Origin of the sequence: Klebsiella sp. TF21-TM, assembly GCF_019753495.1 — a bacterium.
Taxonomy (GTDB): Bacteria; Pseudomonadota; Gammaproteobacteria; order Enterobacterales; family Enterobacteriaceae; genus Klebsiella; species Klebsiella quasipneumoniae.
The window spans coordinates 141,786-163,787 of the sequence record NZ_JAIJYL010000009.1 but is presented as its reverse complement, the minus strand read 5'-3'; the positions used below and the strand labels follow the sequence as shown (position 1 = coordinate 163,787).

At 61.6% G+C, this 22,002-nt stretch carries 14 protein-coding genes; 6 read left to right on the top strand and 8 right to left on the bottom strand.

Features of this window, described 5'->3' with window-relative positions; translation table 11 throughout:
- The 4 genes from recC (at position 1) to recD (ending at position 11,758) form a co-directional block, all read left to right on the top strand.
- A complete protein-coding gene (gene recC, locus K5R89_RS11245; RefSeq protein WP_087849654.1) occupies positions 1-3,378 on the top strand; it encodes an exodeoxyribonuclease V subunit gamma in 3,378 nt (1,125 codons plus the stop codon).
- A 120-nt stretch (positions 3,379-3,498) separates the two neighbouring features.
- Positions 3,499-6,384 carry a pitrilysin gene (gene ptrA / locus K5R89_RS11240; RefSeq protein WP_217259493.1) on the top strand — a complete coding sequence of 962 codons (2,886 nt, stop codon included), beginning with the start codon at positions 3,499-3,501 and terminating at the stop codon, positions 6,382-6,384.
- Positions 6,381-9,917 (top strand): exodeoxyribonuclease V subunit beta, encoded by a 3,537-nt coding sequence (gene recB, locus K5R89_RS11235; RefSeq protein WP_050533528.1) that lies wholly within the window; start codon positions 6,381-6,383, stop codon positions 9,915-9,917. Before ptrA ends, recB begins: the two co-directional genes overlap by 4 nt.
- Positions 9,914-11,758 carry an exodeoxyribonuclease V subunit alpha gene (gene recD, locus K5R89_RS11230; RefSeq protein ID WP_217259492.1) on the top strand — a complete coding sequence of 615 codons (1,845 nt, stop codon included), beginning with the start codon at positions 9,914-9,916 and terminating at the stop codon, positions 11,756-11,758. The genes recB and recD overlap by 4 nt, the downstream gene beginning before the upstream one ends.
- A 208-nt stretch (positions 11,759-11,966) precedes the next feature.
- Here recD and argA read toward each other — a convergent pair whose 3' ends face one another.
- Complete coding sequence (argA, locus tag K5R89_RS11225; protein WP_004149616.1) at positions 11,967-13,298, bottom strand: amino-acid N-acetyltransferase; 1,332 nt, start codon at positions 13,296-13,298, stop codon at positions 11,967-11,969.
- 226 nt (positions 13,299-13,524) lie between these two features.
- On the opposite strand from argA, the gene amiC reads away from it, so the two are divergent.
- Both amiC and cobD read left to right on the top strand, forming a co-directional pair.
- On the top strand, positions 13,525-14,778 hold the full coding sequence (gene amiC, locus K5R89_RS11220) for an N-acetylmuramoyl-L-alanine amidase AmiC (protein WP_023290890.1): 1,254 nt from the start codon (positions 13,525-13,527) through the stop codon (positions 14,776-14,778).
- Positions 14,779-14,795: 17 nt separating this feature from the next.
- Positions 14,796-15,875, top strand: a complete 1,080-nt coding sequence (gene cobD / locus K5R89_RS11215; protein ID WP_101989418.1) for a threonine-phosphate decarboxylase CobD — start codon at positions 14,796-14,798, stop codon at positions 15,873-15,875.
- 138 nt (positions 15,876-16,013) lie between these two features.
- Here cobD and K5R89_RS11210 read toward each other — a convergent pair whose 3' ends face one another.
- From K5R89_RS11210 to pduQ, 7 genes are all read right to left on the bottom strand, one after another.
- Complete coding sequence (locus K5R89_RS11210; protein WP_132133851.1) at positions 16,014-16,880, bottom strand: L-threonine kinase; 867 nt, start codon at positions 16,878-16,880, stop codon at positions 16,014-16,016.
- Between the two features lie 91 nt (positions 16,881-16,971).
- On the bottom strand, positions 16,972-18,186 hold the full coding sequence (locus tag K5R89_RS11205; RefSeq protein ID WP_101989416.1) for an acetate/propionate family kinase: 1,215 nt from the start codon (positions 18,184-18,186) through the stop codon (positions 16,972-16,974).
- The gene (gene pduV / locus K5R89_RS11200) at positions 18,171-18,623 is read right to left on the bottom strand and encodes a propanediol utilization protein PduV (protein ID WP_101989415.1); all 453 of its coding nucleotides are present in this window, start codon (positions 18,621-18,623) and stop codon (positions 18,171-18,173) included. Before pduV ends, K5R89_RS11205 begins: the two co-directional genes overlap by 16 nt.
- A 4-nt stretch (positions 18,624-18,627) precedes the next feature.
- Positions 18,628-18,978, bottom strand: coding sequence for a propanediol utilization microcompartment protein PduU (pduU, locus tag K5R89_RS11195; protein ID WP_004205469.1), 351 nt, complete (start codon positions 18,976-18,978; stop codon positions 18,628-18,630).
- A complete protein-coding gene (gene pduT / locus K5R89_RS11190; RefSeq protein ID WP_101989414.1) occupies positions 18,978-19,532 on the bottom strand; it encodes a propanediol utilization microcompartment protein PduT in 555 nt (184 codons plus the stop codon). The genes pduU and pduT overlap by 1 nt, the downstream gene beginning before the upstream one ends.
- A gap of 2 nt (positions 19,533-19,534) precedes the next feature.
- Positions 19,535-20,890 (bottom strand): 4Fe-4S dicluster domain-containing protein, encoded by a 1,356-nt coding sequence (gene pduS, locus K5R89_RS11185; protein WP_217220065.1) that lies wholly within the window; start codon positions 20,888-20,890, stop codon positions 19,535-19,537.
- Positions 20,887-21,999, bottom strand: a complete 1,113-nt coding sequence (pduQ, locus tag K5R89_RS11180; protein WP_101989412.1) for a 1-propanol dehydrogenase PduQ — start codon at positions 21,997-21,999, stop codon at positions 20,887-20,889. The genes pduS and pduQ overlap by 4 nt, the downstream gene beginning before the upstream one ends.
- Positions 22,000-22,002: the final 3 nt, after the last annotated feature.

The following is a 22,002-nucleotide window of genomic DNA, read 5'->3' as shown; positions in this document are numbered from 1 at the left end:
ATGTTAAGGGTATACCACTCAAACCGGCTGGATGTTCTCGAGGCGTTGATGGAGTTTATCGTCGAGCGCCAGCGGCTGGATGACCCTTTTCAGGCTGAAATGGTGCTGGTGCAGAGTACCGGTATGGCGCAGTGGCTGCAGATGACCCTGGCCTCACGCTTCGGAATTGCCGCCAACATCGAGTTTCCGCTGCCGGCGAGCTTTATCTGGGATATGTTCGTGCGCGTCCTGAAAGATATCCCTGGCGAAAGCGCCTTCAGCAAGCAGAGCATGAGCTGGAAGCTGATGACTCTCCTGCCGCAGCACCTGGAAGAAGACGATTTTATCCTGCTGCGCCAGTATCTGAGCGATGACGGCGACAAACGCAAGCTGTTTCAGCTGGCCGCCCGGGTAGCGGACCTCTATGACCAGTATCTGGTCTATCGCCCGGAATGGCTGATGCGCTGGGAGGCCGACCAGCGGGTTGACGGCCTCGGCGACGCCCAGCAGTGGCAGGCGCCGCTGTGGAAAGCGCTGGTGCGCTATACCGCCGAGCTCGGTCAGCCGCAGTGGCACCGCGCCAATCTCTATCAGCGCTTTATCAGCGCCCTGGAAAAGGCGGATGAACCGCCCGCCGGGCTGCCGTCGCGCGTCTTTATTTGTGGAATTTCCGCGCTGCCGCCGGTCTACCTGCAGGCGCTGCAGGCGCTGGGTAAGCATGTCGATGTCTATGTGCTGTTCACCAACCCCTGCCGCTACTACTGGGGAGATATTAAAGATCCGGCGTTTCTGGCGAAGCTACTGTCGCGTCAGCGACGCCATCACCGCGAGGCGCGCGCGCTGCCCCTGTTCCGCGACGCCGGGCAGGCGCCAGGGCTGTTTAATGACGCCGGGGAGCAGGATGTCGGCAACCCGCTGCTCGCCTCCTGGGGCAAGCTGGGACGCGACTATATCTACCTGCTGGCGGGGCTGGAGCGCTATGAGGAGCTGGACGCCTTTGTCGATATCGTTCCTGATAACCTGTTGCATAACCTGCAGTCGGATATCCTCGAACTGCGCAACGCGGCGGTGGCCGGGCAGAGCGCAGAGGCGTTCGCTCACAGTCGCGACAAACGTCCGCTGGCGCAGGACGACCGCAGCCTGAGCATTCACGTCTGCCACAGTCCGCAGCGTGAGGTGGAGGTTCTGCACGATCGGCTGCTGGCGATGCTGGAGGCGGATCCGACGCTCACGCCGCGGGATATCATCGTCATGGTGGCGGATATCGATAGCTACAGCCCCTATATACAGGCGGTGTTTGGCGCCGCCAGCGGCGACCGCTGGCTGCCGTGGGCGATCTCCGACCGTCGCGCCCGGGAGTCGCACCCGGTGCTGCAGGCGTTTATCACGCTGCTCTCGCTGCCCGACAGCCGCTTCGCCAGCGAAGATGTGCTGGCGCTGCTGGACGTGCCGGTGCTGGCGGCGCGCTTTAACATCAACGAAGAGGGGCTGCGCTACCTGCGCCAGTGGGTCAACGAGTCCGGGGTCCGCTGGGGAATGGATGACGACAACGTCCGAGAGCTTGACCTGCCGGCGACCGGCCAGCACACCTGGCGGTTCGGCCTTACCCGCATGCTGCTGGGCTACGCGATGGACAGCCGGGAGGGCGAATGGCAGTCGGTGCTGCCCTATGACGAATCCAGTGGTTTGATCGCCGAGCTGGTGGGTAACCTCGCATCGCTGCTGATGCAGCTTAACCTGTGGCGACGCGGTCTCGCCCAGCAGCGGCCGCTGGCGGAGTGGCTGCCGGTCTGTCGCGATCTGCTGAATGACTTTTTCCTGCCGGACAGCGAGACCGAAGCGGCGCTGGCGCTGATTGAGCAGCAGTGGCTGGCGGTGATTGATAGCGGTCTGGAGGCGCAGTATGGCGACCAGGTGCCGTTGACGCTGCTGCGCGATGAGCTGGCCCAGCGCCTCGATCAACAACGGATCAGCCAGCGCTTTCTCGCCGGCCCGGTCAACATCTGCACCCTGATGCCGATGCGCTCTATTCCTTTCAAAGTGGTTTGCCTGCTGGGGATGAACGATGGGGTTTATCCGCGAACGCTGCCGCCGCTGGGCTTTGATTTAATGAGCCAGAAGCCGCAGCGCGGCGACCGCAGCCGGCGCGATGATGACCGCTACCTGTTCCTTGAGGCGCTGATGTCCGCCGAACAGACGCTGTATATCAGCTACATCGGCCGTTCTATCCAGGACAACAGCGAGCGCTTTCCCTCGGTGCTGGTGCAGGAGCTGGTGGATTACATCGGCCAGAGCCACTGTCTCGCCGGCGACGAGGAGCTTGATTGCGACACCAGCGAGGCGCGGGTTAAAGCCCACATCACTCACCTGCATACCCGCATGCCGTTCGACATCGCCAATTTCCAGGAGGACGAGAACAAGAGCTACGCCCGGGAATGGCTGGCTGCCGCCGGCCAGCAGGGTGAGGCGCATAGCGACTTCATTCAACCGCTTACCCCGCCGCCGATAGACAGCCTGCCGTTCGAGCAGCTCCTGCGCTTCTGGCAGCACCCGGTTCGCGCGTTCTTTCAGCAGCGTCTGCGGGTCAATTTCCGTGCGGAAGAGGATGATATTCCCGATGACGAGCCCTTCACCCTGGAAGGGCTGAGCCGTTATCAACTGAACCAGCAACTGCTCAATACCCTTATCGAGGAACAGGACGCCTCGGCCATGTTCCGCCGCTTCCGCGCCGCCGGCGAGCTGCCGTATGGCGCCTTTGGCGAGCTGGTGTGGGAGACGCAGCGTCTGGAAATGCAGGCTCTGGCCGAGCGGGTGAAAGCCGAGCGCCAGCAGGCGCAAAGCATGGAGATCGATCTCCAGTGCGGCGGCGTAAATCTGACCGGCTGGCTGCAGCAGGTGCAGCCGGACGGGCTGCTGCGCTGGCGGCCTTCGCTGCTGAGCGTCTCCCAGGGGATGCAACTTTGGCTGGAACACCTTGTCTACTGTGCCAGCGGCGGCGCCGGCGAGAGCCGGCTGTTTGTGCGTAAAGAGGGAGAGTGGCGTTTTCCGCCGCTGGCGCCCGCCGAGGCGCAGGCGTACCTTAATGAGCTGGTGGATGGCTATTTGCTGGGGATGTCGCAGCCGCTGCTGCTGCTGCCGGAAAGCGGTGGCGCCTGGCTGAAAGCCTGTTATGACGCCGAAAAGGATGTCATCGTAATGGACGAAGAGACGCAGCAGAAAGCGCGGAGCAAATTCCTGCAGACCTACGAAGGTAACATGGTGGTCAGCGGGGAGGGCGCCGATATCTGGTATCAACGCCTGTGGCGTTCGCTGGAGCCGGCGCATTACGAAGAAATCATTGCCCAGACGCAGCGTTATCTGTTACCGCTATATCGTTACCATCAGTCCACACAAATTTAAATAGTATAAAAATTGCGCAGTGAATGGCGGTTCATTTATTATGCGCAACGTATCACGGACTGATGGACATAAAAGGCTGCACGCCGTGCAGCGCAAGTTTGTTAATGATGAGGTTCGTGAATGCCCCGCAGTTTATGGTTCAAGGTTTTTGTAGTGCTGGCCGCCCTCTGGGCGCCGTTGAGTCAAGCCGACACCGGATGGCAGCCTGTTCAGGAGACGATCCGCAAAAGCGAAAAAGATACGCGTCAGTATCAGGCGATCCGTCTTGATAACGACATGGTCGTGCTGCTGGTTTCCGATCCGCAGGCGGTGAAATCGCTGTCGGCGCTGGTGGTGCCGGTGGGATCCCTGCAGGATCCGGCCGATCATCAGGGGCTGGCGCATTTTCTGGAACATATGACGCTGATGGGGTCGCAAAAATATCCCCAGCCTGACAGCCTTGCAGAGTTTCTTAAGCTGCATGGCGGCAGCCATAACGCCAGCACCGCGCCCTACCGCACCGCGTTCTATCTCGAAGTGGAGAATGATGCGCTGGACGGGGCCGTAGACCGGCTGGCCGACGCCATCGCCGCGCCGCTGCTGGATAAAAAATATGCCGACCGCGAACGTAACGCGGTCAACGCCGAGCTGACGATGGCCCGGACGCGAGACGGGATGCGCATGGCCCAGGTCAGCGCAGAAACCATTAACCCGGCTCACCCGGCGGCCCACTTCTCTGGCGGCAACCTCGAGACGCTTAGCGATAAGCCCGGCAACCCGGTACTTGATGCGCTGCACACCTTCCGCGATAGCTGGTACTCCGCCAACCTGATGAAAGCGGTGATCTACAGCAACAAGCCGTTGCCGAAGCTGGCGCGCATGGCCGCTGACACCTTTGGCCGCGTGCCGAATCGTCACATCAGCAGGCCGGAAATAAGCGTCCCGGTGGTAACCGATGCGCAAAAAGGCATCATTATTCACTATGTGCCGGCGATGCCGCGTAAAGTGCTGCGCGTCGAGTTTCGCATCGACAACAACAGCGATCGTTTCCGCAGCAAAACGGATGAACTGGTCACTTACCTGATCGGCAACCGCAGCCCGGGGACGCTCTCCGACTGGCTGCAAAAGCAGGGACTGGCGGAAGGTATCCGCGCGGATTCTGATCCGGTGGTGAACGGCAACAGCGGCGTGCTGGCGATCTCGGCCACCCTCACCGATAAAGGCCTGGCGCACCGCGACGAAGTGACGGCGGCCATATTCAGCTACCTCAACCTCCTGCGTACTCAGGGTGTCGACAAACGTTACTTTGACGAGTTGGCGCATGTGCTGGCGCTGGATTTCCGCTATCCGTCGATCAACCGCGACATGGATTACGTGGAATGGCTGGCGGATACCATGATCCGGGTGCCGGTCGAGCATGCGCTGGACGTGGTCAACATTGCCGATCGCTACGACCCGCAGGCGATCAAAGACCGGCTGGCGATGATGACTCCGCAGAACGCGCGCATCTGGTATATCAGCCCGCAGGAACCGCATAACAAGACCGCTTATTTTGTCGATGCGCCGTATCAGGTGGATAAGATCGGCGAGCAGACGTTCACTGACTGGCAGCAAAAAGCGCAGGCGATCAAGCTGCAGCTGCCGGCGCTCAACCCCTATATTCCGGATGATTTCACCCTCATCAAAAGCGATAAAGCCTGGCCGCACCCTCAGCTGATCCTCGATGAGCCGACCCTGCGGGTGGTTTATGCCCCGAGCCAGTATTTCGCCAGCGAGCCGAAGGCGGATATCTCCCTGGTGCTGCGTAATCCCCAGGCGATGGACAGCGCTCGCCGGCAGGTGATGTTTGCCCTCAACGATTATCTCGCCGGCATCGCCCTCGATCAGCTCAGTAACCAGGCGGCGGTCGGCGGCATTTCGTTCTCCACCGGCGCCAATAACGGGTTAATGGTCAATGCCAACGGCTACACCCAGCACCTGCCGGCGCTGTTCAGCGACCTGCTGCAGGGATACTTCAGCTATACGCCGACCGAGGAGCAACTGGAGCAGGCCAAATCCTGGTACGCGCAAATGATGGACTCCGCTGAGAAGGGCAAAGCCTACGATCAGGCGATAATGCCGATCCAGATGGTCTCCCAGGTACCGTATTTCCAGCGCGAAGTACGCCGGGCGCTGTTGCCTTCCATCACCTTGCAGGAAGTGCTCGACTACCGCGCCAACCTGAAAACCAAGGGGCGCCCTGAACTGATGGTGATCGGCAATATGTCCGCCGATACCGCCACGACGCTGGCTCGCCAGATCCAGCAGCAGCTGGGCGCTGACGGCAACGAATGGTGCCGCAATAAAGACGTGGTGGTGAACCGGCAGCAGCTGGCGATCTTCAATAAAGCGGGCAACAGCACCGACTCCGCGCTGGCCGCGGTGTTTGCGCCGCCCAACGTGGATGAGTTCAGCAGCACCGCCGCCAGCACCCTGCTGGGACAGATTATTCAGCCGTGGTTCTACAACCAGCTGCGCACCGAAGAGCAGCTCGGCTACGCGGTCTTTGCTTTCCCGATGAACGTGGGGCGCCAGTGGGGTATGGGCTTCCTGCTGCAGAGTAGCGATAAGCAGCCGGCTTTCCTCTGGCAGCGGTTCCAGGCCTTCTTCCCCACCGCGGAGGCGAAGCTGCGGGCGATGAAGCCGGAAGAGTTTGCCCAACTCCAGCAGGCGGTGATAAGCCAGATGCTGCAGGCGCCACAGACGCTGGGCGAAGAGGCATCGAAACTGAGCAAAGATTTCGATCGCGGTAATATGCGTTTTGATTCACGTGATAAAGTAGTGGCTCAGATTAAACTGCTGACGCCGCAAAAACTTGCCGATTTCTTCCATCAGACGGTGGTGGATCCGCAGGGCATGACGATATTGTCCCAGATTTCCGGTAGCCAGAATGGCAAAGCGGACTACGCCCAGCCGGCAGGCGGCAAAGTGTGGGAAAACGTCAGCGCATTGCAGCAATCCTTACCCCTGATGCGAGAGAATGAATGACCGACACCGCTGAGTCTTTGGATCCCCTGCGCTTGCCCTTGAGGGGCGAGCGCCTGATAGAAGCCTCTGCGGGCACCGGAAAAACCTTTACCATCGCCGCGCTGTATCTGCGGCTGCTGCTGGGGCTGGGCGGCGAGGCCGCCTATCCCCGCGCCATCAGCGTTGAAGAGCTGCTGGTGGTGACCTTTACCGAGGCGGCGACCGAAGAGCTGCGCGGACGTATCCGCAGCAACATCCATGAACTGCGCATCGCCTGTATGCGCGGTGAATCCGACAACCCGCTCTACAGCGCGCTGCTGGCGGAGATCGCCGATAAAGACGATGCCGCGAAGACCCTGCTGTTGGCCGAACGGCAGATGGACGAGGCGGCGGTGTTCACCATCCACGGTTTTTGCCAGCGGATGCTGAGCCTTAACGCCTTCGAGTCAGGCATGCTGTTCGAGCAGCAGCTGATCGAGGATGAATCCCGCCTGCGCTATCAGGCCTGCGCCGACTTCTGGCGCCGTCACTGTTATCCACTGACCCGCGATATCGCGGCGGTGATCCATGACGTCTGGAAAGGGCCGCGCGACCTGCTGAAGTCCCTTGACCGCTGGCTGCAGGGCGAAGCGCCGCAGCTCAAGTCGCCGCCAGCCGCCGACGAGACGCTGGCCGAGCGCCATCAGCAAATCATCGGCCGCATTGACTCGCTCAAGCAGCAGTGGCGCGAGCAGGTGGGGGAGATCGAAGGCGTGCTTGAAGATTCCGGCCTTGACCGGCGGAAGTTCAATCGCGGCAACCAGGGCAAATGGCTTGAGAAAGTGACCGCCTGGGCGCAGGAAGAGACGCTGAGCTATCAGTTGCCCGACGCGCTGGAGAAATTTGCCCAGTCGTTTCTGCTTGAGCGTACCAAAGCCGGTGGCGAACCGCCCGTGCATCCTCTGTTTAGCGCCGTTGAATCGCTGCTGGCCTCGTCGCTGACGCTCACCGATCTGGTGCTGGCGAGAGCGATGGTCGAGATCCGTGATGCGGTCGCGCGCGAAAAGCGCCGCCGCGGCGAGCTGGGGTTTGACGACATGCTCAGCCGGCTTGACGAGGCGCTGCGCGGCGACAGCGGCGAGGCGCTGGCCAGCGCCATTCGCCAGCGTTTTCCGGTGGCGATGATCGATGAGTTTCAGGATACCGACCCCCAGCAGTATCGGATTTTCCGCCGTATCTGGCGCCAGCGTCCGGAAACGGCGCTGTTGCTGATCGGCGATCCGAAGCAGGCCATCTACGCTTTTCGCGGCGCCGATATCTTTACCTATATGAAAGCGCGCGGCGACGTTGCCGCGCACTACACGCTTGACACCAACTGGCGCTCCTCCCCTGGCATGGTGGGCAGCGTTAACCGGCTGTTCAGCCTCAGCGATAACCCCTTCATGTTTCGCGAGATACCGTTCCTGCCGGTGAAGTCGGCGGCGAAGAACCAGGGGCTGCGCTTTACCGTTGACGCAGCGGATGTCCCGGCGATGAACGTCTGGCTGATGCCCGGCGACACCGTTGGCGCCGGCGATTATCAGACGTTTATGGCCCAGCTCTGCGCCACGCAGATCCGCGACTGGCTGAGCGCCGGTCAGCAGGGGCGCGCACGGCTGTGGCGTGGGGAAACTTCGCGCCCGGTGCAGGCTTCGGATATTACCGTGCTGGTGCGCAACCGGCTGGAGGCGGCGCAGGTGCGTGAAGCGCTCCAGACGCTGGGCATCCCCTCGGTCTACCTCTCCAACCGCGACAGCGTTTTTGAGACGCTGGAGGCCCAGGAGCTGCTCTGGCTATTGCAGGCGGTGTTGTCCCCGGAGCGGGAAAATACCCTGCGCAGCGCGTTGGCGACCTCAATGTTTGGCCTGACCGCGCTGGATATTGAAAACCTCAACCAGGATGAGCAGGCGTGGGACGCGCTGGTGGAGGAGTTCAGCGAATACCGCCAGATCTGGCGTCAGCGCGGGGTGATGCCGATGCTGCGGGCGCTGATGACGGCCCGGCACATCGCCGAGAACCTGCTGGCGACCCGGGGCGGCGAGCGGCGCTTAACCGACATACTGCACATCAGCGAATTGCTGCAGGAGGCGGCCAGCCAGCTGGAAAGCGAGCATGCCCTGGTGCGCTGGCTGACGCAGCATATCGCCGAGCCGGACAGCAACGCCGCCAGCCAGCAGATGCGTCTCGAAAGCGATAAGCACCTCGTGCAAATCGTCACTATTCACAAGTCAAAAGGACTGGAATATCCCCTGGTCTGGCTGCCGTTTATCGCCCGGTTTCGCAAACAGGACCAGGCGTTCTATCACGATCGCGAGACGTTCGCGGCGGTACTGGATCTGGGCCAGGATGAGGCCAGCCTCGAGCTGGCGGAGGCGGAACGGCTGGCGGAAGATCTGCGCCTGCTGTACGTCGCTCTCACCCGCGCGGTCTGGCACTGCAGCCTTGGCGTGGCGCCCCTCAGCAGTCGAAAGTCCGGCAACAGCGATTTTCATCTGAGCGCCCTCGGGCGGCTGCTGCAGGCGGGCGAAGCCATGGATGCCGCCGGGCTGGCCGCGCGTTTAGCGGACTTCTGCCATGGCGATATTGCATTACAGAGACCTGGCGAGCTGGATCTGACCCCGTGGCAGGCGCCGGCGGCGAGCATTCCTCCGTTGTCGGCGCGCGAGCTGCAGCGCCGCATCGCCGACGACTGGCGGGTGACCAGCTATTCCGGGCTGCAGCAGCATGGTTTCAGCGGCGCACAGGATCTGCTGCCGCGTCTGGATGTCGATGCCGCCGGCGTCGGCGAAGTCGTGGAAGATCCGCAGCTGACCCCGCACCAGTTTCCGCGCGGCGCCGCGCCGGGAACCTTCCTGCACAGTCTGTTTGAGGAGCTGGACTTTACCCAGCCGGTACCGGACGGGTGGATGGCGGAGAAACTACAGCTGAGCGGGTTTGACGCGCAGTGGGCGCCGGTGCTGACCGACTGGCTGGGGGGCGTGCTGCAGACCCGTCTGCCGGGGCCGGATATCGCGCTCAATCAGCTGGCGGCGCGGGATAAACAGGTGGAGATGGCATTTTACCTGCCCATCGCCCAGCTGCTGACGGCGGAGCGCCTTGACGCGCTTATCCGCCAGTACGATCCCCTTTCCGCCGACACGCCGCCGCTGGATTTCCGCCAGGTGCGCGGCATGCTGAAGGGCTTTATCGATCTGGTCTTCCGCCATGAAGGCCGCTATTACCTGCTGGATTACAAATCGAACTGGCTGGGGGAAGATCGCGAGGCCTATACCCGGCCCGCGATGGAGCAGGCGATGCGGGCTCACCGCTACGATCTGCAGTATCAGCTGTACAGCCTGGCGCTCCACCGCTATCTGCGCCACCGGCTGGCCGATTACGACTATGACCGCCACTTCGGCGGCGTGATTTATCTCTTTCTGCGCGGCATGGACGGGCAGGAGGGGGGGCAGGGGATCTTCACCACCCGGCCGGTGCGACCGCTGATTGACGGTCTGGATCAGCTGTTTGCCGGAGAAACTCAGGAGGAGGCCTCATGACTTTCGAACAACTACTGCTGGCGGCGGTGGAGCAGCGTCTGCTGCGGCCGCTGGACGTCCAGTTTGCTCTGATGGTGGCGCAAAACGACCCGCCGGCGGTCAAGCTGGCGGCGGCCTTGCTGAGCCGGGACGCCGGCGAGGGGCACGTATGCCTGCCGCTCTCGCGGCTGAGCGGCGACGAGGCGCTCGGCGGGAAAGCGGGGGAGATCCGCGATCGGCTGCTGGACGAAGCCGGCGCGCCGGAAGACTGGCCCGCGCTGCTGCTCGCTTCGTCGGCGGTGAGCGGCGGCGATGCCCCGGCGCCGATGATCTTATGCGGCGAACGGCTCTATCTGAACCGGATGTGGCGCAACGAGCTGACCGTCGCCCGCTTCTTCAACGAAGCCAACCGGGTGCTGGAGATGGATGAGGCCCGGCTGGCGTCAACCCTGAACGCTCTGTTCCCTGCCACCGGCGAAACCGACTGGCAAAAAGTGGCCGCGGCGGTGGCGCTGACCCGCCGCATCTCGGTGATCTCCGGCGGTCCCGGGACCGGGAAGACCACCACCGTGGCCAAACTTCTGGCGGCGCTAATCCAGATTGAAGACAGTCCGCGCTGTCGTATTCGCCTGGCGGCGCCGACGGGGAAAGCGGCGGCGCGCCTGACCGAATCGCTGGGCGCGGCGTTGAGAAAACTGCCGCTGACCGACGCGCAGAAAGCGTTGATTCCCACCGAGGCCAGCACGCTGCACCGTCTGCTGGGCGCCCAGCCCGGCAGCCAGCGCATGCGCTATCACGCCGGCAACCCGCTGCATCTGGACGTGCTGGTGGTGGATGAAGCCTCGATGATCGACCTGCCGATGATGTCGCGGCTCATCGACGCGCTGCCGGCTCACGGGCGGGTGATCTTCCTCGGCGATCGCGACCAGCTGGCCTCCGTGGAAGCGGGGGCGGTGCTGGGGGATATCTGCGCCTGGGCGAGTTCGGGCTATACCGCCGCGCGGGCGCAGGAGCTGACCCGGCTGACCGGTTCGCCGGTACCGGCGGGCGAGGGGGCTATCGCTGGCGCGCTGAGAGATAGCTTGTGCCTGCTGCAAAAGAGCTATCGCTTCGGCAGTCACTCCGGCATTGGGAGCCTGGCGCGGGCGGTGAACGCTGGCGCGCGCGCGGAGGTGAAGGCCACGCTGTGCCAGCCGTTTGACGATATCGCGCTTCATCCCCTCAGCACGACCGAAGAGTACGAAGCCATGCTCGGCGCGGCACAGCAGGGCTATGAGCGCTACCTGCAGCTGCGCCGCGAGCGGGCGGAACCGCAGGCGATGCTGGCCGCCTTCAGCGAATTTCAGCTGCTGTGCGCGCTGCGGGAAGGGCCGTACGGCGTGAGCGGCGTCAATGAGCGGCTGGAGCAGCGGCTCAACCGTCAGCGGGCGATCGCCCTGCCGCGCCACTCCCGCTGGTATGACGGCCGGCCGATTATGATCGCGCGCAACGACAGCGCGCTGGGACTGTTTAATGGCGATATCGGGATAGCGCTGGAGCGCAACGGCGAGCTGAGGGTGTGGTTCCTGATGCCCGACGGCGCCATCAAGTCGGTGCAGCCGAGCCGCCTGCCGGAGCATGATACCGCCTGGGCGATGACCGTGCATAAATCGCAGGGATCGGAGTTCGACCATGCGGCGCTGATCCTGCCGGCGCGCAGCGTCCCGCTGGTGACGCGCGAACTGGTCTACACCGCGATCACCCGCGCGAAACAGCGGTTGTCGCTCTATGCCGACGAGCAGGTGCTCTCCCAGGCCATTGTGACGCGAACCGAGCGGCGAAGCGGCCTGACGGAGATCTTCGCCGGGCACAAAGCCCCCTGAGATGCCGCGTTTGGGCGACGGGTAGCGTGACGACGCTCCTCGACGGCTGGGCGCATATCGGTGAGCCAGCGAGGTAAAGGGTCTACGCGAAAAGCAGAATTCTACCCGCGAGCCGCAGACAGCGTGCCGGCCAGGCGTAGCAGGGGACAGGCCCGGGGAGCGATAAACGCCGTTTTATCCCGGGCCGTTAGCAACAGCGAAGAAGGGCTTAAGCGAGGTCGGCCATCAGCACCTTCGACCGGCGCTGATAGTTATACATCTGCTTTTTACTCTCCGGCAGCAGGTCGATATCCACCGGCGTGAAGCCGCGCTCCTGGAACCAATGGATGCTGCGGGTGGTTAACACAAACAGCTTGCTCAGCCCCATCTGTCTGGCCTGGGCGGCAATGCGCTCCAGCAGCACCTCTCCCCGCGACGAGCTCCGGTAATCCGGATGCACCGCCACGCAGGCCATTTCGCCGATCTTCTCTTCCGGGAAAGGATAGAGGGCGGCGCAGGCGATAGTGGTGTTATCGCGCTGAATAATAGTGAATTTGTCGATCTCCATCTCCAGCTGCTCGCGGGAGCGGCGCACCAGGATGCCCTGCTGTTCCAGCGGGCTTATCAGCTCGAGAATTCCGCCGATATCGTTGATGGTCGCCCGACGGATTTGCTCTGCGCTCTCCATGACGATCTGGGTGCCGATGCCGTCGCGTGAGAATAGCTCCTGCAGCAGCGCGCCATTTTCCTGATAGCTGATCAGGTGGCAGCGCCGCACGCCGCTGCGGCAGGCCTTCACGGCCCCGCGCAGGAAGCGCACGGTACCGGAGTTATAATCTTCGTCCGCTTCCAGCTCTTCGACGCGGGCCTGCGCTTCATTGGGGAACAGTTCGGAGACAATTTCCCCGGCCTGGTTGTAAACCCCTTGCGAAGAACAGAAGCCGATCATTTTCTCTGCTTTCAGCTTGATGGCCAACTGGGTGGCGATCTCTTCCGAAGTCAGGTTAAAGCTTTCGCCGGTAACCGACACCGCGACCGGCCCCATCAGCACAATGGCGCCGCTGTCGAGCTGGCGATGAATCGCCTCTTCGTCAATGCGGCGAATGCGGCCGCTGTGGCAATAATCAACGCCGTCATCAACGCCCAGCGGCTGGGCAATGATAAAGTTGCCGCTGACGACGTTGATATGGGCTCCCTGCAGCGGGGTGTTGTTGAGGCTCATCGACAGGCGGGCGGTGATCTCCAGCTGCAGCATCCCCGCCGCCTGCTTAACCAGCTCCAGCGTTTTGGCGTCAGTCACTCGCGTCTGCTTGTGATAGACCGGCTCGTGATGGTGCTCGGCGAGGTTAGCGTCAATCTGCGGGCGGGCGCCATAGACCACCACCAGGCGAATGCCCAGGCTATGCAATAACCCTATGTCATTGACAATATTTGAGAAATTTTCATGCTCAATGGCTTCGCCGCCCAGCATGATGACAAACGTTTTTCCCCGATGGGCATTAATATAGGGAACAGAATGGCGGAATCCTTCTACCAGTTCAGTGCGACGTTCCTTCACCATGACAAACCCTCAATGCATGATTATTCGTAATTATTGTATTTTTATTCTGTTTTGCCGTTAAACGCAAGCCCCAATTTGAGGCTAAGCCCTGAAAAACATGTGACCCGGCGCAGGGTGTCAATGAATGTTTACCCTTTTATAGATGACAGGTTATATGCCTTTCGTTAAAGTTTCTGGTCAATCTGTTTGTTTTGGGTATAAATGCGTTTTATTGCTTGGGAGTGGCATGTCGGGAAACAACTCTGGATTAAGCCGTCGCCGTCTGCTGCAGGGCGCGGGCGCCATGTGGTTAATGAGCGTGAGCCCCGTTGGGCTGGCCGCCGCCGCGCGGGTGGTTGCCGTTCGCGTCTGGCCTGCATCGACCTACACGCGCGTCACGGTGGAATCGAATCATGTGCTGAAATACCGGCAGTTTGCCCTCAGTAATCCGGAACGGGTGGTGGTGGATCTGGAAGGGGTTAATCTGAACTCGGTGCTGAAAGGCATGGGGGGGCAGATCCGCGATGACGATCCCTTTATTAAGTCCGCCCGCGTGGGCCAGTTTGATCCGCAAACCGTGCGCATGGTCTTCGAGCTCAAGCAGAACGTTAAGCCGCAGCTGTTTGCCCTTGCGCCGGTGGCCGGCTTTAAAGAGCGTCTGGTGATGGATCTTTACCCCGCCAACGCCACCGATGTGCAGGATCCGCTGCTGGCGCTGCTCGAGGATTACAACAAAGGCGATCTGCAGCGTCAGGTACCGCCGGCGCAAAGCGGGCCGCAGCCGGGCAAAGCCGGGCGCGATCGGCCGATTGTCATTATGCTCGATCCCGGCCACGGCGGCGAAGATTCGGGCGCTGTGGGCAAGTATCGCACCCGCGAGAAAGACGTGGTGCTGCAGATTGCCCGTCGCCTGCGGGCGCTGATCGACAAAGAAGGCAATATGAAGGCCTATATGACCCGCAACGAAGACGTGTTTATCCCGTTGAAGGTGCGTGTCGCCAAGGCGCAGAAGCAGCGCGCCGACCTGTTCGTATCGATTCACGCCGACGCCTTTACCAGCCGCCAGCCCAGCGGCTCCTCGGTGTTTGCGCTCTCCACCAAGGGAGCCACCAGTACCGCGGCAAAATATCTCGCCCAGACGCAGAACGCCTCGGATCTGATCGGTGGGGTCAGCAAGAGCGGCGATCGCTATGTCGACCACACCATGTTCGATATGGTGCAGTCCCTCACCATCGCCGACAGCCTCAAATTTGGTAAGGCGGTGCTGGAGAAAATGGGTAACATCAATAATCTGCACAAAAATCGGGTAGAGCAGGCGGGCTTTGCGGTGCTCAAGGCGCCTGATATCCCCTCCATTCTGGTGGAGACGGCGTTTATCAGTAACGTGGAAGAGGAGCGGAAGCTGAAAACGGCCAAATTCCAGCAGGAGGTGGCCGAGTCGATCCTTGCCGGGATTAAAGCGTACTTCGCCGACGGCGCGACGCTGGCCCGGCGTGGATAACCACACAGGAAAAGGATATGGCCTTACTGAAAAGCGCCCATGGCGGCAATATCCGCGAGGCCGCCGCCCTGCTGGGCATTGCCCCCAACGAGCTGCTGGATTTTAGCGCCAACATCAATCCGCTGGGAATGCCGGAAAGTTTAAAGCGCGCAATTCTCAACAATATGGACTGCGCTGAACGCTATCCCGACGTTGAGTATCAGCAGCTGCACCTTGCGCTGGCGGAACATCATCATATTCCTGCGTCGTCGATCCTTGCAGGAAACGGCGAAACTGAAGCGATTTTTACCCTGGTTCAGGGGCTGAAACCGCGCCAGGCGATGATCGTCACTCCGGGTTTTGCCGAATATCGCCGGGCGCTGCAGTCGGTGGAGTGCGCGGTGCGGGAATTTCTGCTGCGCGAGGAGGATGGCTGGCAGCTCACCGGAGCGATTCTTGACGCCCTGACGCCGGATCTGGACTGCTTATTTCTCTGCACGCCGAACAACCCAACCGGCCTGCTGCCCGATCGTCGACTGCTGGCGCTGATTGCTGAACGCTGTCAGTCGCTGGACATCGCCCTGATCCTCGATGAGGCGTTTATCGATTTTATCCCCGATGAGCCGGGATTTATTCCGCTTCTGGCCCACAATCCGCACGTGTGGGTGCTGCGTTCGCTCACCAAATTTTATGCCATACCTGGCCTGCGCCTGGGGTATCTGGTCAATGGCGATGCGCGGGCGGTGGCAAGAATGCGCGAGCGACAAATGCCGTGGTCGATAAATGCTTTTGCCGCCCTGGCGGGGGAGATCATTCTCCAGGATAGCGCCTACCAGCAGAAAACCTGGCAGTGGCTGGCGGAGGAAGGGCAGCGCTTTTATCATCAACTGCGCCATATTCCCGGCCTGACGGTCTATCCCGGACAGGCAAACTATCTGTTTCTGCGCTGCGACGTTGCAGATCTGGATCTGCAATACGCGATGCTGCAGCAGAACATCCTGATCCGCAGCTGTGCCAATTATCCAGGGCTCGACGGGCGCTACTTTCGCGTCGCGATCCGCAGCCAGCAGGAAAATACCCGGCTGCTGACGGCCTTCAGGCGGGTATTTAACGAGTAGATGTCTGCCGCTATTGTTCGTCTGCGGTTCTTCCCGGCTCGCGCTGTGCTTAGCCGGGCTACGGGTTCATAGCCGTCTGCGGGTCGGTAGCCCGGATAAGGCGCGCAGCGCCGCCTCCGGGGCATAGCTGCGGCAGCGTTAGCGCAGTTCGACGCCGCCCTGCACCATGCGCAGCAGGTGCTGCCTGGGCCAGAGCTCGCTAAGTCGCGTCTCTTCCAGCCGTCGCTGTAAATACTCAATGTCGTGACGTTGACGGTCGAGCATCAGGCCGACTACGCTGCCGCTGTGCGCCACGTTAATACCGTATAAATCGCACTCTTCCACCAGCCCCCGCAGCGTATCAAACCCCGGCTTTGGTAACAGATGCTGGCTGGCGACGGCGCTCAGCGTCGCGGCCTCTCCCATCCGCCGGGGATTATCCGTCTCGCAGGCTAGCTGAACTTTCTCCCAGGCTAGCTGCAGAGACGCGGAGTAGGCGTGCAGCTTTTCAAGCCGGGGAAGTCGGTGGTAATCGGTGGTCAGCAGCGTAGCGGGGCTTTCCAGCACCAGCAGATCGAGCTGAGGCTGGCTGTCACAGGCAATCTGCGTGGCGGCGGTATTATGGTCGAACAGCGTCAGCTGGCGGAACAGGGTGCTGTCGGTGGGCTCCAGTGCGACGCACAGGCGCGCCAGCGTCGGCTCATCCAGCGCGTGGCCCAGATGATGGGCGGTAGCCGCCGCGGTGGCGGCGATATCGGCGGTGCTGCTGGCCATCCCTTTGGCGACCGGGATCGTCGAGTGCAGGGTGATGCGGATCTGCTGACTCAGCGCCGCCGGGTAGCCCCAGTGGGCCAGCAGCTGGTCGACCATCGCCCGCGACAGTGGCCGCTCATCGTTTCGCGGCGTGCCGGTCTCGACCTCGACGGTGCTGTACCAGTCCACCGGGCAGGAGACCAGCTTCTCGCTGCCGAGGATCCAGCCCTGGATAAGTTCTCCGCACGAGGCGGGACATTGTGCAACGGCCACGTTTTCACCTTTCCGCTTACCTTCGCCAGGGCGCATAGTGGCACGGCGATTCGCCGGTTACCATGATTCTCCGCAAGGGGAGAGGCGCCGTTTATACCGACACCGCCAGCTCGTGCGCCTGCGGCAGCGCCAGGCGCATCACATCGCGGGCAATCATCAGCTCTTCATTAGTATTGATGACCGCCACTTTGACCATCGCATTTTCGGCCTGAATAAAGGTAGCGTTGTGCTGGTTTTTCTCTTCATCGACCGACAGCCCGAGGAAATTCAGGTTATGGCAGATGGCGCTCCTGGCGCGGGCGGAGTTTTCGCCGATGCCGCCGGTAAAGATCAGCGCGTCCAGGCCGCCCATCTGCATAATATAGCTGCCGATGGTGGCGCGAATGCGCTCGGCAAACAGCGAGAGCGCCAGGGCTGCCTGACGATTACCGCCGTCCGCCGCCTGCTCGACATCGCGATAATCGTGCGAGATGCCGGAAACCCCCAGCAGGCCGGACTCGTTATTCAGCAGCTGATTAAGCTGCTCCGGCGTTTTTCCCTCATGCAGCGCCAGCCACGGTAGAATCGACGGATCGATATCGCCGCTGCGGGTGCCCATCATCACGCCGGACTGCGGCGTAAAGCCCATTGAGGTGTTAACCGAGCGCCCGCCTTTGATTGCGCAAACGCTGCTGCCGTTGCCGAGATGGCAGCACACCACGCGCAGAGCGCTCAACGGTACGCCCAGCTTTTCCGCCAGCGTCGCGCTAACGTACTTGTGGCTGGTGCCGTGGAAGCCGTAACGGCGAATGCCCAACTCGCTGTAGTAGCGCCAGGGCAGCGGATAGATAAACGCGCGCTCGTCCAGCGTCTGGTGAAAAGCGGTATCAAACACCGCCACTGACGGCGCGTCGGGCAGCAGCTGGCGGAAAACGTTAATGCCCAGCGCGTTGACCGGATTATGCAGCGGGGCCAGCTCCGCCAGGCGCTCGATTTCCGCTAAGGTCTCATCGGTCACCGGCGTCGAATCTTTAAAGCGCTCCCCGCCGTGCGCCACGCGGTGGCCGACGCCATCGATATCCCGCAAACTCTGGATAATCCGATGGTCGAGAAGCTTTTCCAGCAGCAGGGTGACGGCTTCACGGTGATCGGCTACGGGCGCCGTTTCCTGCCATTTTTGCGCCGGCGTTTTGAGGGTCACCTGGGCATTTGCCATGCCGATACGCTCGATCAATCCCTGGCAGAGCATATCGCCCTGAGGCATCTCCAGCAGCTGGAATTTTAACGATGAGCTGCCGGCGTTAATGGCCATTATTTTGTAAGACATAGAGGTTCCTTCGAATTCAGAAAATCCAGCACTGCGTCGAGACCTGAATTGTTCAGCGCGCTGGTAACAAAAATCTGCCGGGCACCGGCCAGCGTAAGCCACTCTCCGATAAGCGAGATACGCTGCGGGTCAGCGAGGTCAGCTTTAGTGACCAGGCCAATCGTCGGGCGGTTCATCGGAGCGGTAAAACCCGGAGAAAACGGCGACCACTGGGCGTCGGCGTTCAGCACCAGGGCAATAACGTCGGCCTCGCAGGCGCTGGTCAGCAGAGCGCTATACAGGCAGCGGTTCTCCAGATATTCGCCCGGCGTGTCGATAGCCATCGGGGACCATTCAATAGCCTGGGTTTTCTTGTAATGGAGCGCTTCGCCGCGCAGGCCCTGAGTCAGCGAGGTTTTCCCACACTGGCTGGGACCGATAAGCATCAGACGTTTCATCGCGTTATGTCCGGGTGATCGTACAAGTAGTGAACTGCATCATTTCACCCAGCGTGCGCGTCACCTGCTTGAGAGCATACTCAACGGCGGAAACGTCGCCGGTCAGCACCACGGCGCCGGTAAAGCGGTCGAGAAAACCAATCTCCACCGCGCCGGATTTGGTGGCGATATCGCAGGCGATAATCGACGCCTCGCTGGGCGTAATGGTGAGGATGCCAATGGCGGAAACCGCATCCTGCAGGCCCAGTTTTTTAAAGAGATCTTTCCCGGGATTGGCAATCAGGTGCGCGAGGGTCACCTGTTTCCCGGGGACGTATTCCTGAATCATGCGATCCGTTGTCGGCTGCCTTTCCATCACCCCTCCACCATCTGTCGCCACATGGCTTCATGCGGGCGTGGGATCACCGAACGGTAAACCAGCAGCCCTTTTTCGCCCGCGCTTTCGCTGGCGACCGTCACGGCGTTATTGACGTCAGAAACGTCGCCTGCCACCACCATGTAGCATTTACCGCCGATGCCGAACGCCATATGCACTCGTACCAGGGTGACGTTTGAGCCTTTCACCGCCCGGTCCGCGGCGCTAATGCAGGCCGCCACGCTCCAGGTTTCGACGATGCCTACCGCCTGACGCTTATCGACGCTGTTCAGGCCGCTGATGGCCGGAAGTACGCTGGGATGGATATTTGCCAGCACCAGACTGTCGACAAGCATCTCGCCGGCCTGCGACGTACCGGTTTCAATGGCCTGCTGGACAGCGCCGATATCGCCGCCGAGCATCAGCAGAAACTTACCCGGACAGATGGTTTTGCTGACCAGCAGATTAACGCTGGCGCTTTTTAGCATCGCGTCGCCCAGCTCCATCCCTTTGGCAATGCTGGTGAGTTCTAAAATTCCTATAGCCTGAGACATGGTTAACCTCTTATCACCGTGATGGCCTGTTCGCTGATGGCCGTAACAACGCCGTCAATGCTGGCGTGAACCGGCGCGCCTAATGCGCCTGCCGGAACATCGGCAATGCATTGCCCGCGCGTAACGCGCTCCCCGACAGTGACATTCGGCACCGCACCGGCGCCGATATGCTGGCGCAGCTGTAAAATCACTTCTTCTACTGGCGGTTCGTCCTCCACCAGCGGCGCCTCCTGATACCAGGGGCTCAGCCCCAGTTTGGCGATCAGTCGCTTCACCGGCACCAGGCGATATTTCGCCATTTCGTCCGCGGGATAGAGCGGACCTTCGTAGCGTTGGTTTTGCGCGCGCAGCTCGCGTTTTAGCATGCGGTTGATGCGCATCGGCGAGATCCCCACCGGGCAGGCCACGCTTTCGCAGACGTTGCATTCCGAACAGGTGAGGGCGCTCAGCAGCAGCTGGGGCGTGGCGGCCTGATGAAAGTTCACCGCCCGCACCAGCAGGTGCGGGGAGAGTTCGTGGCCGATCAGATGCCGTGGGCAGAGATCGGTACACAGTCGGCACTGTTCGCAGACGGTACGGGCCACGGAAAGCACCGTGCGCTCGTCCTGCATCCGCCGCTGGATAAGCGGATGGCTTTTGGGCAGCACCAGCAGGCCGCCGGTAGTTTTGGTCACCGGGTTATCCAGCGAGGTAATCAGGCCGCCCATCATCGGGCCGCCGTTAATAAAACCGGGGTCGTCGACCGTCGCGCCGCCCGCCAGCGCCAGCACTTCGCGCAGCGACATGCCGATGGGGACGGTGACGGTCAGCGGTCGGGCGACCGCGCCGTTAACGGTCAGCGTGCGGCGGGTCACCGGAAACTGCTGCTCAACCGCACGGGCCATGTTGAGAACCGTTTGTACATTATTCACCACGACCCCAACGCTGGCCGGCAGCGCGGCGGGTGCGACCCGGCGACCGGTAGCCAACCAGATAGTCAGCACCTCATCGCCTGCGGGATAGACATCCGGCAGAATATGCAGGCGAATACCGGCAGGCAGCAGCGGGGTAAGGGCGTCGATAGCCCGGCGGTATTTCTCTTTCAGGGCAATCACCCCTTCGCGCGCGCCGGTTGCCGTCATCGCGTACTGCACGCCGCGTACCAGACGTGCAGCCTGCTGCCACATTAGCTGCTGATCGACCTTGAGCATCGGTTCGCACTCGGCGGCGTTAACCAGAAAGATCTCCACCTGCGCCTGCAGCTTCACGTGGGCGGGAAAACCCGCGCCGCCCGCGCCGACGACGCCCGCTGCGCGCACGCGCTCGCGGATTTCATCGGCGCTCCAGGGCATTTCAACAGCGTTGAGGGCGGTACTCATCGCAGTTCCTCCAGCAGTTCCTGAATTTCCCCGGCGCTGGCCGGGCGAGGATTCGTGCGCAAGGTCACGTCAGCCAGTGCGGCCTGCACCATGGCCGGAATGCGCGCTGAGTACGCGGTACGTCCCTCTTTCAGCGCGACCGCCAGTGACGGCAGCGCACAGCGCTGCTTGAGCCGTTCGATTTGCTGGATCAGCGCATTGATCGCCGTACTATCGCTGGCGTCTGCCGGACAAAAGCCGCAGGCTTTGGCCAGCCGCGCGTAGCGTTTTCCGGCGCGCGGATGACCGGCGTTAAAGCGGATAACCGCGGTTAACAGCAGCGCGTTGGCCAGCCCGTGCGGCAGATGAAACTGCCCGCCAAGCTGGTGGGCGATAGCATGGTTAAGCCCCAGCCCCGCCTGGCTGAACGCCATCCCGGCAAGCGTTGAGGCATTGTGCATTTTCCCGCGCGTCGCCACGCAGTCGCCTTTTTCCACCGCCGTGGGCAGATACTGGAACACCAGTTTGGCGGCTTTTTCCGCCAGCGCGTCGGTAAAGTCGCTGGCGTGCGGAGAGACCCACGCCTCCAGCGCGTGGGTCAGCACGTCCATGCCGGTGTTGGCCGTAATCTGCGGCGGCACGCTGACCACCAGCTCCGGGTCAAGGATCGCCATATCGGGATAGAGCGCATTGTTGAACAGCGGGTACTTGATGCCTTTATCCGGATCGCTAATTACGCAGGCGCTGGTCACTTCTGAACCGGTACCGCTGGTGGTCGGTATGGCCACGCAGGTTTCGATGCTGATGCCGCTCTGCTGACTGAACCAGACGATAGCTTTCGCCGCATCCATTGCCGATCCGCCGCCGAAGCCGATGACCACCTGCGGCTGCAGGGCCTGCATTTGCGCAATGCCCTGTACCACGGTGTGGATAGTGGGATCCGGGGTTATCTCGCTAAAGACGCTAATGCGGTTATCTGCGGGCAACGCCTGACGCAGGGTTTCCAGCAGCGGCGAGCGCGCAAGAAAGCCATCGCAGATAATCCAGATGTGCTTGTTGGTAAAGCGCTTGAGCACCGCCAGGCTACCCTGACCGCTGTACAATCGCGTTTGTAGTGAGAAAGTCTTCATCGC

Excerpts from the sequence above, each read along its gene's own strand:
- recC (WP_087849654.1), top strand. The coding sequence starts at position 1 with ATGTTAAGGGTATACCACTCAAACCGGCTGGATGTTCTCGAGGCGTTG.
- ptrA (WP_217259493.1), top strand. The coding sequence starts at position 3,499 with ATGCCCCGCAGTTTATGGTTCAAGGTTTTTGTAGTGCTGGCCGCCCTC.
- recB (WP_050533528.1), top strand. The coding sequence starts at position 6,381 with ATGACCGACACCGCTGAGTCTTTGGATCCCCTGCGCTTGCCCTTGAGG.
- recD (WP_217259492.1), top strand. The coding sequence starts at position 9,914 with ATGACTTTCGAACAACTACTGCTGGCGGCGGTGGAGCAGCGTCTGCTG.
- argA (WP_004149616.1), bottom strand. The coding sequence starts at position 13,298 with ATGGTGAAGGAACGTCGCACTGAACTGGTAGAAGGATTCCGCCATTCT.
- amiC (WP_023290890.1), top strand. The coding sequence starts at position 13,525 with ATGTCGGGAAACAACTCTGGATTAAGCCGTCGCCGTCTGCTGCAGGGC.
- cobD (WP_101989418.1), top strand. The coding sequence starts at position 14,796 with ATGGCCTTACTGAAAAGCGCCCATGGCGGCAATATCCGCGAGGCCGCC.
- K5R89_RS11205 (WP_101989416.1), bottom strand. The coding sequence starts at position 18,186 with ATGTCTTACAAAATAATGGCCATTAACGCCGGCAGCTCATCGTTAAAA.
- pduV (WP_101989415.1), bottom strand. The coding sequence starts at position 18,623 with ATGAAACGTCTGATGCTTATCGGTCCCAGCCAGTGTGGGAAAACCTCG.
- pduU (WP_004205469.1), bottom strand. The coding sequence starts at position 18,978 with ATGGAAAGGCAGCCGACAACGGATCGCATGATTCAGGAATACGTCCCC.
- pduT (WP_101989414.1), bottom strand. The coding sequence starts at position 19,532 with ATGTCTCAGGCTATAGGAATTTTAGAACTCACCAGCATTGCCAAAGGG.
- pduS (WP_217220065.1), bottom strand. The coding sequence starts at position 20,890 with ATGAGTACCGCCCTCAACGCTGTTGAAATGCCCTGGAGCGCCGATGAA.
- pduQ (WP_101989412.1), bottom strand. The coding sequence starts at position 21,999 with ATGAAGACTTTCTCACTACAAACGCGATTGTACAGCGGTCAGGGTAGC.